Here is a 16,307-nt window from a genome sequence, read left to right as displayed (position 1 = left end):
TCATGGCTGAAGCCGAAAAAACCGTCCGTACGCTGACTGGCCGTGTTGTCAGCGACAAGATGGACAAGACCATCACCGTTCTGATCGAGCGTCGCGTAAAGCACCCGATCTACGGTAAATACGTTAAGCGTTCGACTAAGCTGCACGCGCACGACGAAACCAACCAATGCCACATCGGCGACAAGGTCACTATTCGTGAAACTCGTCCGATGGCCAAGACTAAGTCCTGGGCGCTGGTTGAAGTTCTCGAACGCGCTGTGGAAGTCTAAGGGCTAGGGGTCGGAGAAATTTTATGATTCAGACTCAATCCATGCTTGATGTGGCCGATAACAGCGGCGCTCGTCGCGTTATGTGCATCAAGGTGCTTGGTGGCTCGCATCGTCGTTACGCTGGCATCGGTGACATCATCAAAGTTACCGTCAAGGAAGCAATTCCTCGCGGTAAGGTGAAGAAAGGTCAAGTGATGACTGCTGTTGTAGTCCGCACTCGCCACGGTGTTCGTCGCGCTGACGGCTCCATTATCCGCTTTGATGGCAACGCTGCTGTTCTGTTGAACAACAAGCAAGAGCCGATCGGCACCCGTATCTTTGGGCCAGTGACCCGTGAACTTCGTTCCGAGAAGTTCATGAAGATCGTCTCGCTCGCCCCAGAAGTGCTGTAAGGAGATCCGACATGCAAAAGATTCGTCGTGACGACGAGATCATCGTGATCGCCGGCAAAGACAAAGGCAAGCGCGGTAAGGTGCTCAAGGTTCTCGCTGACGACCGTCTGGTCGTTGGTGGGATCAACCTGGTGAAGCGTCATACCAAGCCTAACCCGATGTCGGGCGTACAAGGCGGTATCGTCGAGAAAGAAGCGCCACTGCACGCTTCCAACGTCGCCATTTTCAACGGCGAAACCAACAAGGCTGACCGCGTTGGTTTCAAAGTAGAAGACGGCAAGAAAATTCGTGTCTTCAAGTCGACCCAAAAAGCGGTTGATGCTTGAACACTGCTAGGTAGAAGACCATGGCACGACTGAAAGAGATTTATCGGAAGGAAATCGCTCCCAAGCTTAAGGAAGAACTTAAGCTGGCGAACGTGATGGAAGTTCCGCGCGTTACCAAAATCACCCTGAACATGGGTATCGGCGAAGCAATCGGTGACAAGAAAATCATCGAGCACGCTGTTGCTGACCTCGAGAAGATCACCGGTCAAAAAGCCGTTGTGACTTTCGCTCGGAAATCCATCGCGGGCTTCAAAGTCCGTGAGGGCTGGCCGATCGGCGTTAAAGTTACTCTGCGCCGTGATCGTATGTACGAGTTCCTGGACCGCCTGCTGGCGATCTCCCTGCCTCGGGTTCGCGACTTCCGCGGCCTGAATGCCAAGTCCTTCGACGGTCGTGGCAACTACAGCATGGGCGTGAAAGAGCAGATCATTTTCCCGGAAATCGACTACGACAAGATCGATGCTCTGCGCGGTCTGGACATTACCCTGACCACCACTGCTCGTACGGATGATGAAGGTCGCGCCCTGCTGCGTGCTTTCAAATTCCCGTTCCGCAACTGATTGGAGTAGGAAAATGGCCAAGAAGAGCATGAAAAACCGCGAGCTGAAGCGTCAGCTCACGGTCGCTAAGTACGCCAAGAAGCGTGCCGAGCTGAAAGCTATCATCGTTGATCTGAACGCAAGTCCAGAAGCGCGTTGGGAAGCTTCCGTAGCTCTGCAGAAGCAGCCACGTGACGCAAGCGCTTCGCGCATGCGTAACCGCTGCCGCATCACCGGTCGTCCACACGGCGTTTACCGCAAGTTCGGCCTGGGCCGTAACAAGCTGCGTGAAGCTGCCATGCGTGGCGACGTACCAGGTCTGGTCAAAGCCAGCTGGTAAGCCGTACAGCCCAAGTCTCGGCGGCGGGGGAGCAATCAACCGACCGCCGGTGACCTTGAGTATGAATCAAGCCCCTTATGGGGCTTGATTCATTTCTGGGGTGTGTCTAGAATGACCGGCTCGCCTGAGCCCGGGTTTTTGCCCGGAGCAGTCTCGGCGACCGTTGTAGCCGCAAGGCTCATTTTTTTGTGTATCAGGAGCGTCTAGCCCATGAGTATGCAGGACCCGTTAGCGGACATGCTAACTCGAATCCGTAATGCCCAGATGGCTGAAAAGTCCGTCGTAAGCATGCCATCTTCCACGTTGAAGGTAGCTGTGGCCAAAGTTCTGAAGGACGAAGGTTACATCGCGGGTTATCAGGTAAGCAGCGAAGTAAAACCGTCGCTTTCCATCGAGCTGAAGTACTTCGAAGGCCGTCCAGTCATCGAAGAAGTCAAACGCGTAAGTCGTCCAGGCCTGCGTCAGTACAAGTCCGTTGAAGAACTGCCAAAAGTACGTGGCGGTCTCGGCGTGTCTATCGTCTCCACCAACAAAGGTGTGATGACTGATCGTGCTGCGCGCGCTGCCGGTGTCGGCGGCGAAGTTCTTTGCACAGTGTTCTAAGGGGGGATAAGCATGTCTCGCGTCGCTAAGAACCCCGTAAAGCTGCCAGCTGGTGTCGAAGTAAAATTCGCCGGCCAACAGCTTTCGGTGAAGGGTGCCAAGGGCACTCTTGAACTGAATGTTCACTCGTCCGTTGAAGTCGTTGAAGAAGCTGGTGAGCTGCGTTTCGCTGCTCGCAATGGCGATCAACAGACTCGTGCAATGGCCGGTACCACTCGTGCGTTGGTAAACAACATGGTCCAGGGCGTAAGCCAAGGCTTCGAGCGCAAGCTCCAGCTGGTCGGTGTTGGTTACAAGGCACAAGCAAAAGGCACAGTGCTGAACCTGGCTCTCGGCTTCTCGCACCCAGTGGACTACGAACTGCCGGAAGGCATCACCGCTGAGACTCCTAGCCAAACCGATATCCTGATCAAGGGCATCGACAAGCAGCTGGTGGGTCAAGTGGCCGCTGAAATCCGCGATTTCCGTCCACCAGAGCCTTACAAAGGTAAGGGTGTGCGTTACGCGGACGAAGTCGTCCGTCGTAAAGAAGCCAAGAAGAAGTAGGGCATAGCAAATGACCGACAAAAAAGTTACTCGACTGCGTCGCGCTCGCAAAGCACGCCTGAAAATGCACGAACTCGAAGTCGTGCGTCTCTGCGTGTTCCGCTCTTCGCAGCACATTTATGCCCAGGTCATTTCGGCCGACGGCAGCAAAGTCCTGGCAAGCGCCTCGACTTTGGACAAAGAACTGCGTGATGGCGCCACTGGCAACATCGACGCGGCCACTAAGGTTGGCCAGCTGGTCGCTACGCGTGCTAAAGCCGCTGGCGTCTCGCAGGTGGCTTTCGACCGCTCTGGCTTCAAGTACCACGGTCGCGTGAAAGCGCTGGCTGATGCTGCTCGTGAAGCTGGGCTGGAGTTCTAAGTTATGTCAAATAACGACCAAAAGCGCGACGAAGGCTACATCGAGAAGCTGGTTCAAGTTAACCGCGTTGCAAAAACCGTTAAAGGCGGCCGTATCTTCACTTTCACCGCGTTGACCGTGGTTGGTGATGGCAAGGGTCGCGTTGGTTTCGGCCGTGGCAAGTCACGTGAAGTGCCTGCTGCGATCCAGAAAGCAATGGAAGCTGCTCGTCGCAACATGATTCAAGTGGACCTGAACGGTACCACTCTGCAGTACGCCCTGAAATCCGCCCATGGCGCTTCCAAGGTTTACATGCAGCCTGCTTCTGAAGGTACCGGTATCATCGCTGGCGGCGCTATGCGCGCAGTGTTGGAAGTTGCTGGTGTTCAGAACGTACTGGCTAAGTGCTATGGTTCGACCAACCCAGTGAACGTGGTACACGCCACCTTCAAGGGCCTGAAAACCATGCAGTCCCCGTCGTCCATTGCTGCCAAGCGCGGCAAGAGCGTTGAGGAGATCATCTGATCATGGCTACCGTTAAAGTTACGCTGATCAAAAGCATGACCGGCCGTATCCCTAACCACAAACTGTGCGTTAAGGGTCTGGGTCTGCGTCGCATCGGTCACACTGTAGAAGTCCAGGATACTCCCGAGAATCGCGGGATGATCAACAAGGCTTACTACATGCTGCGCGTCGAGGGTTAATCGATGAAACTCAATGATCTGAGTCCAGCGCCGGGTTCCCGTCGCGAAAAGCATCGTCCGGGCCGTGGTATCGGTAGTGGTTTGGGTAAGACTGGTGGCCGTGGTCACAAAGGTCAGACTTCCCGCTCCGGTGGCACCATTGCTCCAGGCTTTGAAGGCGGTCAACAGCCGCTGCACCGTCGCCTGCCGAAGTTCGGCTTCGTTTCCCTGAAAGCCATGGACCGCGCAGAAGTGCGTCTGTCCGAGCTGGCCAAAGTGGAAGGCGACCTGGTCACCGTGCAATCCCTGAAGGATGCCAACGTGATTAACCAAAACGTACAGCGCGTGAAAATCATGCTGTCCGGCGAAGTTACTCGCGCAGTCACCATCAAGGGTATCGCAGCCACCAAAGGTGCGCGTGCGGCTATCGAAGCAGCTGGCGGCAAGTTCGAGGAATAAATGGCTAAGCAAGGTGCTCTCTCTGCTCTCGGCAAAGGCGGGATGTCTGAACTCTGGGCTCGTCTGCGTTTTCTGTTCCTGGCGATTATCGTCTACCGGATAGGCGCACACATTCCAGTTCCAGGTATCAACCCTGACCGGTTGGCAGACCTGTTTCGACAGAATGAGGGGACCATTCTTAGCTTGTTCAACATGTTTTCCGGCGGCGCGCTGGAACGGATGAGCATCTTTGCTCTGGGGATCATGCCGTACATTTCGGCATCGATCATCATGCAGCTGATGACCGCCGTGAGCCCGCAGCTGGAGCAGTTGAAGAAGGAAGGTGAAGCTGGCCGTCGCAAGATCAGCCAGTACACCCGCTACGGCACCGTCGTCCTGGCGCTGGTCCAGGCCATTGGCATGTCCATTGGTCTGGCCGGTCAGGGCGTTGCTTTCTCTGGTGGCTTTGGCTTCCATTTCGTTGCGGTCTCCACCTTCGTGGCGGGCGCGATGTTCATGATGTGGCTGGGCGAGCAGATTACTGAGCGCGGTGTTGGTAACGGTATCTCGATGTTGATTTTTTCGGGTATCGTCGCCGGTCTTCCGAGAGCAATCGGGCAGTCTTTCGAGTCTGCACGTCAGGGTGATATCAACATCTTCGCCTTGGTCGCTATCGGTTTGCTGGCAGTAGCGATTATCGGTTTTGTGGTGTTCATCGAGCGTGGTCAGCGTCGTATCGCCGTTCACTACGCCAAGCGTCAGCAGGGCCGCAAGGTTTTCGCTGCGCAGACGAGCCACTTGCCGCTGAAGGTGAACATGGCAGGGGTAATCCCTGCTATTTTCGCGAGCAGCATTTTGCTGTTCCCGGCTTCGTTGGGTGCCTGGTTCGGTCAGTCTGAAGGTATGGGCTGGTTGCAGGACATCTCGCAGTCGATCGCTCCTGGTCAGCCGTTGAATATTCTGCTGTTTAGTGCAGGGATTATTTTCTTCTGCTTCTTCTATACGGCGTTGATGTTCAATCCGAAAGACGTAGCGGAAAACCTGAAGAAGTCCGGTGCCTTTATTCCGGGTATCCGTCCGGGTGAGCAGTCTGCGCGCTATATCGATGGCGTTCTGACCCGCTTGACCATGTTCGGTGCTCTTTATATGACGGCCGTGTGCCTGCTGCCCCAGTTCCTGGTGGTTGCGGCAAACGTTCCGTTCTACCTTGGCGGGACCTCGTTGCTGATCGTGGTAGTGGTTGTGATGGACTTTATGTCCCAAGTACAATCGCACCTCGTTTCGCACCAGTACGAATCCCTGATGAAGAAAGCCAACCTGAAAGGCTACGGTGGCAGCGGTCTGCTGCGCTGAGAGTCCCTTAAGGTTCGAGGAGTTGGTGATGAAAGTTCGTGCATCGGTGAAAAAGCTGTGCCGTAACTGCAAGATTATTCGCCGCGAAGGTGTTGTTCGAGTAATTTGCAGCGCGGAACCACGTCACAAGCAGCGCCAAGGCTGAGTGTGATTTGTGCTTCAAGCCCGGCAGCTAGTGCGCTGCTGGGTTGATTATTTGTTATTACAGCGATATTATCTCGCGCCCTATTTCTTGGCTTCCGGGGCGTAGGTAGCTGTCAATTGGAGTCCCACTGAATGGCCCGTATTGCAGGCGTCAACATTCCAGATAACAAGCACACTGTTATCTCGCTGACCTACATCTATGGTGTTGGTCGCACTACTGCACAGAAAATTTGTGCAGAGACTGGGGTCAACCCAGCCGCAAAGATCAAGGATCTGAGCGACGAGCAGATTGAACAGCTGCGTGGCGAAGTGGCGAAGTTCACCACTGAAGGTGACCTGCGTCGCGAAATCAACATGAAAATCAAGCGCTTGATGGATCTGGGCTGCTACCGCGGTCTCCGCCATCGTCGTGGTCTGCCAGTACGCGGTCAGCGTACCAAGACCAACGCGCGTACCCGTAAAGGTCCGCGTAAGCCGATCCGCAAGTAATCGCACCAGCGAATCGACAGGAATTTAGTCATGGCAAAACCTGCTGCTCGTCCTCGTAAAAAGATTAAAAAGACAGTGGTTGATGGCATCGCCCACATCCACGCGTCTTTCAACAACACCATCGTGACCATCACCGATCGTCAAGGTAACGCTCTGTCCTGGGCTACCTCCGGCGGTTCGGGTTTCCGCGGTTCTCGCAAGTCCACCCCGTTCGCTGCTCAAGTAGCTGCCGAGCGTGCTGGTCAAGCTGCGCTGGAATATGGTCTGAAGAACCTCGACGTTAACGTCAAGGGTCCAGGTCCAGGTCGTGAGTCCGCTGTTCGTGCTCTGAACGGCTGTGGCTACAAGATCGCCAGCATCACCGACGTGACGCCAATCCCGCACAACGGGTGCCGTCCGCCGAAGAAGCGTCGCGTGTAATCAGGAGACAGATAAATGGCACGTTACATTGGTCCAAAATGCAAACTGTCTCGTCGTGAAGGCACAGACCTGTTCCTGAAGAGCGGCGTTCGCGCTCTGGAATCGAAGTGCAACATCGAAGCAGCCCCAGGTATCCACGGCCAGCGCCGTGGCCGTCAGTCCGACTACGGTACCCAGCTGCGCGAGAAGCAAAAAGTTCGTCGTATCTATGGCGTTCTCGAGCGTCAGTTCAGCGGTTACTACAAAGAAGCAGCCGGCAAGAAAGGCGCTACTGGTGAGAACCTGCTGCAACTGCTCGAATGCCGTCTGGACAACGTCGTTTACCGTATGGGCTACGGCGCTACCCGCGCTGAATCCCGCCAGCTGGTTTCGCACAAAGCGATCAGCGTTAACGGCAAAACTGTAAACGTACCGTCCTATCAAGTTCGTGCGGGTGACGTGGTCGCGGTTCGCGAGAAATCGAAGAACCAGCTGCGCATTGTTCAAGCCCTTGAACTGTGCGCCCAGCGTGGCCGTGTTGAGTGGGTGGAAGTGGACACTGAGAAAAAGTCGGGCGTCTTCAAAAGCGTTCCTGCTCGCAGTGACCTGTCCGCCGACATCAACGAAAGCCTGATTGTCGAGCTCTACTCCAAGTAAGGGCTAGAAAATAGGTGCATCCATGCAGATTTCGGTAAATGAGTTCCTGACGCCCCGCCACATTGATGTGCAGGTCGTCAGTCCAACCCGCGCCAAGATTACGCTCGAGCCTCTCGAGCGTGGTTTCGGCCATACCCTGGGCAACGCGCTGCGCCGCATCCTGTTGTCCTCAATGCCCGGCTGTGCAGTAGTCGAGGCCGAGATTGACGGTGTACTCCATGAGTACTCGGCAATCGAAGGTGTACAGGAAGACGTCATTGAAATCCTGTTGAACCTTAAAGGTCTGGCTATCAAGCTGCACGGTCGTGACGAAGTTACGCTGACCTTGTCGAAGAAGGGTTCGGGGGTGGTTACCGCTGCCGATATTCAGCTGGATCATGATGTCGAGATCGTTAACCCCGATCACGTAATCGCTAACCTGGCGTCTAACGGCGCCTTGAACATGAAGCTCACCGTAGCTCGTGGTCGTGGTTATGAACCGGCCGATTCGCGTCAGAGCGATGAAGACGAAAGCCGCAGCATTGGTCGCTTGCAGCTCGACTCTTCGTTCAGTCCGGTACGTCGTATCGCATACGTGGTGGAAAACGCCCGTGTCGAGCAGCGTACTAACCTGGACAAGCTGGTAATTGATCTGGAAACCAACGGTACTCTGGATCCTGAAGAGGCTATCCGTCGCGCTGCAACCATCCTGCAACAGCAGTTGGCTGCGTTCGTCGACCTCAAGGGTGACAGTGAACCAGTTGTAGTCGAGCAGGAAGACGAGATCGATCCGATCCTGCTTCGCCCGGTTGACGATCTGGAACTGACTGTACGTTCGGCTAACTGCCTTAAGGCGGAAAACATTTACTACATCGGCGACCTGATTCAGCGTACCGAAGTAGAACTGTTGAAGACTCCGAACCTGGGCAAGAAATCCTTGACTGAAATCAAGGACGTTCTGGCCTCCCGCGGTCTGTCCCTCGGCATGCGCCTCGACAACTGGCCGCCTGCAAGTCTTAAGAAGGACGACAAGGCGACTGCCTGATCGTCGTAATCACCGAACGTAAGTTTGGTAAGGAATGAACCATGCGTCATCGTAAAAGTGGTCGTCACCTGAGCCGCACCAGCGCGCACCGCAAGGCCATGTTCCAAAACATGGCGGTGTCGCTGTTCGAGCACGAGCTGATCAAAACTACCCTGCCAAAAGCCAAGGAACTGCGCCGCGTTGCCGAGCCGCTGATCACCCTGGCCAAGGAAGACAGCGTAGCTAACCGCCGTCTGGCCTTCGACCGTACTCGTTCGAAAGCCATCGTTGGTAAGCTGTTCAACGATCTGGGCAAGCGCTATGCCACCCGTCAGGGCGGTTACCTGCGTATCCTCAAGTGCGGTTTCCGCGCTGGCGACAACGCGCCTATGGCGTACGTCGAGTTGGTTGATCGTCCTGTCGGTGGCGTAGTAGAAGCTGCTGAATAAGACGACAGTCTGAAACAAGAAACCGGGCCTTAGTGCCCGGTTTTTTGTTTCTAAATGATTAGAAAAAATCTATTGATCTTAGTCAGTCTATTAATTTGTGTGTGTCATATTCGTGGCCAATACTGGTGTTCCAGCCGGTTAGCCGGCAGCACAAAAGTCTGACAGAGGAAGACAGATCACATGAGCCAGAACAAAACGCTGACTACCGCCAGCGGCGCTCCCGTCGCCGATAACCAGAATTCTCGCTCGGCTGGCCCACGAGGGCCGCTTTTGTTGGAAGATTTTCACCTCATTGAAAAGCTCGCGCACTTCAATCGCGAGAACATTCCAGAGCGCCGGGTGCATGCCAAGGGCTCGGGTGCGTACGGCACCTTCACTGTCTCCAAAGACATCACGCAATACACCTGCGCCAAGCTGTTCGAGTATGTGGGTAAGCAAACCCCGACCTTCCTGCGCTTCTCCACTGTGGGTGGCGAACGCGGTTCGGCTGATACCGAGCGGGACCCGCGCGGCTTTGCCTTGAAGTTCTATACCGAAGAAGGTAACTGGGACATCGTCGGTAACAACACCCCGGTATTCTTCATCCGCGATCCGCTCAAATTTCCGGACTTTATCCACACCCAGAAACGCCTGCCGCAGAGCAATCTGAAGAGCCCGCAAATGATGTGGGACTTCTGGTCGCACTCGCCCGAGGCGCTGCACCAGATCACCATTCTGTTCTCGGACCGTGGTATTCCCGACGGCTACCGCCATATGCACGGTTTCGGCAGCCATACCTACAGCCTGATCAACGCCAAGGGCGAGCGTCACTGGGTCAAATGGCACTACAAGACCAGGCAGGGCATCAAGAACCTGGCGCCGGCCGATGCTGCACGCATAGCAGGTACCGATCCCGATTACGCCCAGCGTGATCTGTTCGACGCAATCGAACGTGGCGATTTCCCGAAATGGAGCGTTTGTATCCAGATCATGACTGAAGCGCAGGCAGCGGCCCATTACGAGAACCCGTTTGACGTGACCAAGACCTGGTCACAGAAAGAGTTCCCGTTGATCGAGGTCGGTGAACTGGAGCTCAACCACAATCCGCTTAACTACTTCGCCGAAGTCGAACAGGCAGCATTCGGCCCGAGCAACATGGTTCCGGGTGTTGGCTTGTCGCCTGATCGCATGCTGCAAGGTCGTGTCTTCGCTTACGCTGATGCTCACCGCTACCGCGTGGGTACCAATCACCAGCAGCTCCCCGTGAATGCGCCGAGATGTCCGGTGAACACCTACCAGCGCGATGGCGCAATGGCCTTGGGCAGTGCCGGTGCGGCACCGAATTACGAGCCCAACAGCTACGGCGATGCTCCCAGGCAGGCACCCCGGTATGCCGAGCCGGGACTGGCACTCAGCGGTGCGGCAGATCGTTACGATCACCGCGAAGATACCGACTACTACAGCCATGCTCGCGCGCTGTTCCGACTGATGAGCGATGAGCAAAGGGCGTTGTTGATCGACACCATCGCCGGAACAATGGTTTCGGTCTCCGGTGACGTCGTCGAACGGCAATTGCAGCATTTTCTGAAGGTCGACCCAGCCTATGGAGAAGGCATCCAGCAGGCATTGAGCGCCAAGCGCGGCTAAGTCGAAATGATAAGAAGAACCGCCCTCATTTGGGCGGTTTTTCAATGCAAATCAATACCGTTCACTGACTTTTTTCGCATTTTCCGCCTGAAGTCGAGTGACCTCTCGCCGAAGCTGGTTCAAACTATAACTTTCAGGCAGGGAGATGTAGGGCGATGCAAGGCCACCCGGACGTAATTGATTATCTCAACACGCTGCTGACCGGCGAACTGGCAGCACGTGATCAATATTTCATCCATTCGCGGATGTACGAAGACTGGGGCTTCAGCAAGCTTTACGAACGTATCAATCACGAGATGGAAGAAGAGGCACAACACGCTGACGCCCTGATGCGTCGCATTCTCATGCTCGAAGGCACGCCTCGCATGCGCCCGGACGATCTGGATGTCGGCACCACGGTGCCCGAGATGCTCGCCAGCGACCTGCGCCTCGAGTACAAGGTCCGCGCCGCGCTGTGCAAGGGCATTGAGCTCTGCGAGCTGCACAAGGACTACATCAGCCGCGACATTCTGCGCGTGCAATTGGCGGACACCGAAGAAGACCACACCTACTGGCTGGAAAAACAGCAGGGTTTGATCAAGTCGATCGGTCTGGAGAATTACCTGCAGTCGCAAATGTAAGTGTAAGCGGCTGTAAAAAAGCCCCTGTCATGCAAATGGCAGGGGCTTTTTCATGCCGCGATTTTGGCACTCTGTGGGAGCGGGCTTGCCCGCGAAACGTACACCGTGGCGTCTCAGGCATACCGCGGTGAAGCTTTTCGCGGGCAAGCCCGCTCCCACAGGAAAAGCCTCAGGCCTTGTCGCGCAGCAACAGTGGCTTTAGGTAGTGCCCGGTATAGGACTGCTTCATCTCCGCCACTTCTTCAGGCGTGCCACAAGCGATGATCTGCCCCCCTTTGGAACCCCCTTCAGGCCCCAGATCGACCAGCCAATCGGCCGTCTTGATCACATCCAGGTTGTGCTCGATCACGACCACAGTATTGCCGTGATCACGCAAGCGATGCAGTACATCGAGCAACTGCTGAATATCGGCGAAGTGCAGGCCTGTGGTCGGTTCGTCGAGGATGTACAGGGTCTTGCCGGTGTCGCGCTTGGACAGCTCGCGGGACAGCTTGACCCGCTGTGCTTCGCCACCCGACAGCGTGGTCGCCGATTGTCCCAGCTTGATGTAGGACAACCCCACATCCATCAAGGTCTGCAGCTTGCGCGCCAGCGCGGGCACGGCATCGAAGAATTCGCGCGCTTCTTCAATGGTCATCTCCAGCACTTCGTGGATGCTCTTGCCCTTGTATTTGATTTCAAGGGTTTCGCGGTTGTAGCGCTTGCTCTTGCACACATCGCAGGGCACATAGATGTCCGGTAAAAAGTGCATCTCGACCTTGATCAGGCCATCGCCCTGGCAGGCCTCGCAACGACCGCCCTTGACGTTGAACGAGAAACGGCCAGGTCCATAACCGCGCGAACGGGATTCGGGCACGCCGGAGAACAGTTCGCGGATCGGTGTGAACAAGCCGGTGTACGTCGCCGGGTTGGAGCGTGGCGTGCGGCCGATGGGGCTTTGGTCGATATCCACGACCTTGTCCAGATGCTGCAGGCCGTCGCAGCTGTCGTGCGCCGCAGCTTCCAGCGTGCTCGCGCCATTGAGAGCGGTGGCGCTGAGCGGGAACAGGGTGTTGTTGATCAGCGTCGATTTGCCTGAGCCGGAGACGCCTGTTACGCATGTCAGCAGGCCGATCGGGATTTCCAGGTCGACGTTTTGCAGATTGTTGCCGCGTGCACCCTTGAGCTTCAGCGACAGCTTCTTGTTGCGGGGCGTGCGCTTGGCCGGTACAGCGATCTTTACCCGGCCCGAGAGGTACTTGCCGGTAAGCGAGTCCGGGTGTGACATGACGTCGGCCGGAGAGCCCTGCGCGACGATGTGGCCACCATGCACGCCGGCACCGGGGCCGATGTCGACGACGTAGTCGGCCATGCGGATGGCGTCTTCGTCGTGCTCGACGACGATGACCGTGTTGCCGATATCACGCAGGTGGTTCAGGGTTCCGAGCAGGCGATCGTTGTCGCGTTGGTGCAGGCCGATGGACGGCTCGTCGAGAATGTACATCACCCCGACCAGGCCTGCGCCGATCTGGCTCGCCAGGCGGATGCGCTGGGCTTCGCCACCGGAGAGGGTGTCAGCACTGCGATCGAGGGTCAGGTAGTCGAGGCCGACATTGACCAGGAACTGCAGGCGTTCGCGTATTTCCTTGAGAATCTTGTCGGCGATTTCGCCGCGCCGGCCGGTCAGGCTCAGGCCGCCAAAGTACTCGGTCGCATCGCCGATCGGCAGCCCCGTCACGGCAGGCAGGGTTTTCTCGCCAACCCACACATGCCTTGCTTCGCGGCGCAGGCGCGTACCGCGGCAGTCAGGGCAGGGCTGGGTGCTGAGGAATTTGGCCAGTTCTTCGCGCACGGTCGCTGATTCGGTTTCGCGGTAGCGGCGTTCCAGGTTAGGCACAATCCCTTCGAAAGGGTGCGAGCGTTTGACGATGTCACCACGGTCGTTCAGGTAGCGGAAATCGACATTTTTTGTGCCGCTGCCATAGAGAATGACCTTCTGCTGTTCGGCGGGAAGCTCATTGAACGGGACTTCCAGGCTGAAATCGTAATGCGCGGCCAAAGAGCCCAACATCTGGAAGTAATAGACATTTCGCCGGTCCCAGCCACGAATCGCGCCTTCGGCCAGGGTCAGCTCGCCATTGACCAGGCGCTTGACGTCGAAGAATTGCTTGACCCCCAGCCCGTCGCAGGTCGGGCAGGCACCGGCGGGGTTGTTGAAGGAGAACAGCTTGGGCTCCAGCTCGCTGATGGCATGGCCGCAGATCGGGCAGGCGAAACGCGCCGAGAAGATCATCTCTTCGAAGGGTTCGTCATCCATGGAGCCGACCAGGGCGATACCGTCGGCCAGCTTCAGCGCGGTTTCAAATGACTCGGCCAGGCGCTGTTGCAGGTCTTCGCGGACCTTGAAGCGATCGACGACCACTTCAATGGTGTGCTTCTTCTGTTTGTCCAGCTTGGGCAGTTCGTCGAGCTCGTGCAGCTTGCCGTTGATCCGCGCACGTACAAAGCCCTGGGCACGCAGTTCATCGAAAACCGCCAGATGTTCGCCCTTGCGCTCGCGGATCACCGGCGCCAGCAGCATCAGCTTGCTGCCTTCGGGCTGCGCCAGCACCAGGTCGACCATCTGGCTGACCGTCTGTGCCTCCAGCGGGATATCGTGATCCGGGCAGCGCGGGGTGCCGACGCGGGCGTACAGCAGGCGCAGGTAATCGTAGATCTCGGTAATGGTGCCCACGGTCGAGCGCGGGTTATGCGAAGTCGATTTCTGTTCGATGGAAATCGCTGGAGACAGCCCTTCGATGGTGTCGACGTCGGGTTTTTCCATCATCGACAGGAATTGCCGGGCGTAGGCCGAAAGCGACTCTACATAGCGGCGCTGGCCTTCGGCATACAGGGTATCGAATGCCAGCGACGACTTGCCGGAACCGGACAGCCCGGTGATGACGATCAGTTTGTCCCGGGGCAGGGTCAGGTCGATATTCTTCAGGTTGTGGGTTCTTGCCCCACGAATCAGGATCTTGTCCACTGCGGCCTCGCTTGGCGGGCGTAAACGGGTGAGTATACGGCGCCAGGCCAGTACGCGGCAAAGCGTCACGTATATGCCGTTGATCGATGGGGCTGGTAGAATCGCCGCCGGTTCACACGAGGTTTATCCATGCAAGATCCCTACAGCGACCGCATGAGCGGCAGCGAAACCCGCGCAGCAGGCGGTCTGGCCATGGTGTTCGCGTTCCGCATGCTGGGCATGTTCATGGTGTTGCCGGTACTGGCCACCTACGGCATGGACCTGGCGGGCGCCACGCCTGCGCTGATCGGCCTTGCTATTGGTGCTTACGGCCTGACCCAGGCGCTTTTCCAGATACCGTTCGGGATCATTTCCGACCGTATCGGCCGGCGTCCCGTGATTTACCTGGGGCTTGTCGTTTTTGCCCTGGGCAGTCTCCTGGCGGCCAATGCCGACTCCATCTGGGGAGTGATTGCCGGGCGGGTACTACAGGGGGCTGGGGCGATTTCCGCCGCCGTGATGGCCCTGCTGTCGGACCTGACTCGTGAGCAGCACCGGACCAAGGCCATGGCCATGATCGGCATGACAATCGGCTTGTCCTTTGCCGTGGCGATGGTAGTGGGGCCGTTGCTGACCCGGGCGTATGGCTTGTCCGGGCTGTTTCTGGCCACTGCCGGCCTGGCGCTGGTGGGGATCGTGCTGGTGGCCTTTATCGTGCCTCGCGCACCGGGGCATTTGCAGCACAGGGAATCGGGGGTGGCACGCCAGGCATTGGGGCCAACCCTCCGGCATCCCGACCTGCTACGCCTGGACGTCGGGATTTTTGTCCTGCACTCCATCCTGATGGCCAGTTTCGTCGCCTTGCCGCTGGCTCTGGTGGAGCGGGCCGGGCTGCCGAAAGAGGAACACTGGTGGGTCTACCTGACCGCACTGCTGATTTCTTTTTTCGGGATGATTCCTTTCATCATTTACGGTGAAAAGAAGCGCAAGATGAAGCGCGTCCTGCTCGGAGCTGTGGGTGTCCTGATGCTCACTGAACTATTCTTCTGGGAGTTTGGCGACAGCCTGCAGGCGCTGGTGATCGGCACGGTGGTCTTCTTCACCGCTTTCAATCTGCTGGAAGCGTCGCTGCCCTCGCTGATCAGCAAGGTGGCACCGGCAGGTGGCAAGGGCACTGCCATGGGGGTGTATTCCACCAGCCAGTTCCTGGGGTCGGCGCTGGGGGGCATCCTCGGTGGCTGGATGTTCCAGCATGGAGGTTTGAGTGCGGTATTTGTGGGTTGCGCCGGGCTCTGTGCCCTATGGCTGGCCATTGCTGTTACTATGCGCGAACCACCTTACGTGACAAGCCTGCGTATGCCGCTGTCGCCCGAGGCGATACGCGAAGCGGGCTTGACCGAGCGCCTCAAGGCCGTGCCGGGTGTGACAGATGCAGTGGTGGTGGCAGATGAAGCCGCCATCTATATCAAACTGGATACAGAAATATTGGATCGTTCGTCCCTGGAAAGCCTGGTCAATCCGGCGCCACAGACGTGCGAAGCCTAGGAGAACGTTATGGCCCGTGGGGTTAACAAAGTCATATTGGTCGGCACTTGCGGCCAGGATCCTGAAGTCCGCTACCTGCCTAACGGTAACGCAGTCACCAACCTGAGCCTTGCGACCAGCGAGCAGTGGACCGACAAGCAGACCGGACAGAAGGTCGAGCGCACTGAGTGGCACCGCGTATCGATGTTCGGCAAGGTCGCCGAGATCGCCGGTGAATACCTGCGCAAGGGTTCGCAGGTCTACATCGAAGGCAAACTGCAGACGCGCGAGTGGGAAAAGGACGGCATCAAGCGTTACACCACTGAAATTATCGTCGACATGCAGGGCACCATGCAGCTGTTGGGCGGTCGCCCACAGAACCAGGACGGCTCGCAGCCTCAGCAAGGTGGCAACAACTACAACCAGAGCCAGGCACCACGCCAACAGGCTCCACGTCCGCAGCAGGCGCCACGCCAATCGGCTCCGCAGCAGCCAGCACCGCAGCCGGCTCCGGATTTCGACAGCTTTGACGACGATATTCCGTTCTGAGCCTTAGGTTACCGATGCGTAAAGAAAAGGCCCGC

Annotated in this window: 23 protein-coding genes; 22 read left to right on the top strand and 1 reads right to left on the bottom strand. The window is 57.1% G+C overall.

Annotation, left to right across the window (positions count from 1 at the left end):
- Nucleotides 1-2: 2 nt before the first annotated feature.
- From rpsQ to bfr, 20 genes are all read left to right on the top strand, one after another.
- A complete protein-coding gene (gene rpsQ / locus F2S13_RS18020; protein ID WP_065259509.1) occupies nucleotides 3-269 on the top strand; it encodes a 30S ribosomal protein S17 in 267 nt (88 codons plus the stop codon).
- A gap of 23 nt (nucleotides 270-292) precedes the next feature.
- A complete protein-coding gene (gene rplN, locus F2S13_RS18015) occupies nucleotides 293-661 on the top strand; it encodes a 50S ribosomal protein L14 (RefSeq protein ID WP_003243907.1) in 369 nt (122 codons plus the stop codon).
- Between the two features lie 11 nt (nucleotides 662-672).
- Complete coding sequence (gene rplX, locus F2S13_RS18010) at nucleotides 673-987, top strand: 50S ribosomal protein L24 (protein ID WP_009397501.1); 315 nt, start codon at nucleotides 673-675, stop codon at nucleotides 985-987.
- A gap of 20 nt (nucleotides 988-1,007) precedes the next feature.
- The gene (gene rplE / locus F2S13_RS18005) at nucleotides 1,008-1,547 is read left to right on the top strand and encodes a 50S ribosomal protein L5 (RefSeq protein ID WP_166363241.1); all 540 of its coding nucleotides are present in this window, start codon (nucleotides 1,008-1,010) and stop codon (nucleotides 1,545-1,547) included.
- A gap of 13 nt (nucleotides 1,548-1,560) precedes the next feature.
- A complete protein-coding gene (gene rpsN, locus F2S13_RS18000) occupies nucleotides 1,561-1,866 on the top strand; it encodes a 30S ribosomal protein S14 (protein WP_166363239.1) in 306 nt (101 codons plus the stop codon).
- Nucleotides 1,867-2,076: 210 nt separating this feature from the next.
- The gene (gene rpsH / locus F2S13_RS17995) at nucleotides 2,077-2,469 is read left to right on the top strand and encodes a 30S ribosomal protein S8 (RefSeq protein ID WP_010220313.1); all 393 of its coding nucleotides are present in this window, start codon (nucleotides 2,077-2,079) and stop codon (nucleotides 2,467-2,469) included.
- 12 nt (nucleotides 2,470-2,481) lie between these two features.
- A complete protein-coding gene (rplF, locus tag F2S13_RS17990) occupies nucleotides 2,482-3,015 on the top strand; it encodes a 50S ribosomal protein L6 (RefSeq protein ID WP_166363237.1) in 534 nt (177 codons plus the stop codon).
- Between the two features lie 10 nt (nucleotides 3,016-3,025).
- Nucleotides 3,026-3,376, top strand: coding sequence for a 50S ribosomal protein L18 (gene rplR, locus F2S13_RS17985; protein ID WP_053162831.1), 351 nt, complete (start codon nucleotides 3,026-3,028; stop codon nucleotides 3,374-3,376).
- A gap of 3 nt (nucleotides 3,377-3,379) precedes the next feature.
- Entirely contained in the window at nucleotides 3,380-3,880 is a 501-nt protein-coding gene (gene rpsE, locus F2S13_RS17980) for a 30S ribosomal protein S5 (protein WP_166363235.1), read from the top strand.
- A 2-nt stretch (nucleotides 3,881-3,882) separates the two neighbouring features.
- Nucleotides 3,883-4,059, top strand: a complete 177-nt coding sequence (gene rpmD / locus F2S13_RS17975) for a 50S ribosomal protein L30 (RefSeq protein ID WP_003176408.1) — start codon at nucleotides 3,883-3,885, stop codon at nucleotides 4,057-4,059.
- 3 nt (nucleotides 4,060-4,062) lie between these two features.
- Complete coding sequence (rplO, locus tag F2S13_RS17970; RefSeq protein WP_166363233.1) at nucleotides 4,063-4,497, top strand: 50S ribosomal protein L15; 435 nt, start codon at nucleotides 4,063-4,065, stop codon at nucleotides 4,495-4,497.
- Nucleotides 4,498-5,829 (top strand): preprotein translocase subunit SecY, encoded by a 1,332-nt coding sequence (gene secY, locus F2S13_RS17965; RefSeq protein WP_166363231.1) that lies wholly within the window; start codon nucleotides 4,498-4,500, stop codon nucleotides 5,827-5,829.
- Between the two features lie 28 nt (nucleotides 5,830-5,857).
- Nucleotides 5,858-5,974 carry a 50S ribosomal protein L36 gene (gene rpmJ / locus F2S13_RS17960; RefSeq protein WP_002555468.1) on the top strand — a complete coding sequence of 39 codons (117 nt, stop codon included), beginning with the start codon at nucleotides 5,858-5,860 and terminating at the stop codon, nucleotides 5,972-5,974.
- Nucleotides 5,975-6,105: 131 nt separating this feature from the next.
- On the top strand, nucleotides 6,106-6,462 hold the full coding sequence (rpsM, locus tag F2S13_RS17955; protein WP_009045849.1) for a 30S ribosomal protein S13: 357 nt from the start codon (nucleotides 6,106-6,108) through the stop codon (nucleotides 6,460-6,462).
- A gap of 30 nt (nucleotides 6,463-6,492) precedes the next feature.
- Nucleotides 6,493-6,882, top strand: coding sequence for a 30S ribosomal protein S11 (gene rpsK, locus F2S13_RS17950; RefSeq protein WP_007924177.1), 390 nt, complete (start codon nucleotides 6,493-6,495; stop codon nucleotides 6,880-6,882).
- Between the two features lie 15 nt (nucleotides 6,883-6,897).
- Nucleotides 6,898-7,518 (top strand): 30S ribosomal protein S4, encoded by a 621-nt coding sequence (gene rpsD / locus F2S13_RS17945; protein WP_166363229.1) that lies wholly within the window; start codon nucleotides 6,898-6,900, stop codon nucleotides 7,516-7,518.
- Between the two features lie 22 nt (nucleotides 7,519-7,540).
- Nucleotides 7,541-8,542, top strand: a complete 1,002-nt coding sequence (locus F2S13_RS17940; protein ID WP_003186012.1) for a DNA-directed RNA polymerase subunit alpha — start codon at nucleotides 7,541-7,543, stop codon at nucleotides 8,540-8,542.
- 41 nt (nucleotides 8,543-8,583) lie between these two features.
- Entirely contained in the window at nucleotides 8,584-8,970 is a 387-nt protein-coding gene (rplQ, locus tag F2S13_RS17935) for a 50S ribosomal protein L17 (protein ID WP_065759195.1), read from the top strand.
- A gap of 180 nt (nucleotides 8,971-9,150) precedes the next feature.
- Complete coding sequence (locus tag F2S13_RS17930; RefSeq protein ID WP_166363227.1) at nucleotides 9,151-10,596, top strand: catalase; 1,446 nt, start codon at nucleotides 9,151-9,153, stop codon at nucleotides 10,594-10,596.
- Nucleotides 10,597-10,751: 155 nt separating this feature from the next.
- The gene (gene bfr / locus F2S13_RS17925; protein WP_166363225.1) at nucleotides 10,752-11,216 is read left to right on the top strand and encodes a bacterioferritin; all 465 of its coding nucleotides are present in this window, start codon (nucleotides 10,752-10,754) and stop codon (nucleotides 11,214-11,216) included.
- 169 nt (nucleotides 11,217-11,385) lie between these two features.
- Here bfr and uvrA read toward each other — a convergent pair whose 3' ends face one another.
- Nucleotides 11,386-14,220, bottom strand: coding sequence for an excinuclease ABC subunit UvrA (gene uvrA / locus F2S13_RS17920; RefSeq protein ID WP_166363223.1), 2,835 nt, complete (start codon nucleotides 14,218-14,220; stop codon nucleotides 11,386-11,388).
- A gap of 129 nt (nucleotides 14,221-14,349) precedes the next feature.
- Between uvrA and F2S13_RS17915 the strand changes: the two genes are divergently transcribed.
- Together F2S13_RS17915 and F2S13_RS17910 are read left to right on the top strand one after the other, a co-directional pair.
- Complete coding sequence (locus F2S13_RS17915; RefSeq protein ID WP_166363221.1) at nucleotides 14,350-15,744, top strand: MFS transporter; 1,395 nt, start codon at nucleotides 14,350-14,352, stop codon at nucleotides 15,742-15,744.
- Between the two features lie 9 nt (nucleotides 15,745-15,753).
- Entirely contained in the window at nucleotides 15,754-16,272 is a 519-nt protein-coding gene (locus F2S13_RS17910; protein WP_166363219.1) for a single-stranded DNA-binding protein, read from the top strand.
- Nucleotides 16,273-16,307 lie beyond the last annotated feature (35 nt).

It is taken from the genome of Pseudomonas akapageensis (genome assembly GCF_011355085.1).
GTDB classification, from domain to species: Bacteria; Pseudomonadota; Gammaproteobacteria; order Pseudomonadales; family Pseudomonadaceae; genus Aquipseudomonas; species Aquipseudomonas akapageensis.
The sequence above is the reverse complement of the archived record's forward strand: the minus strand, read 5'-3'. Positions and strand labels throughout refer to the sequence as shown.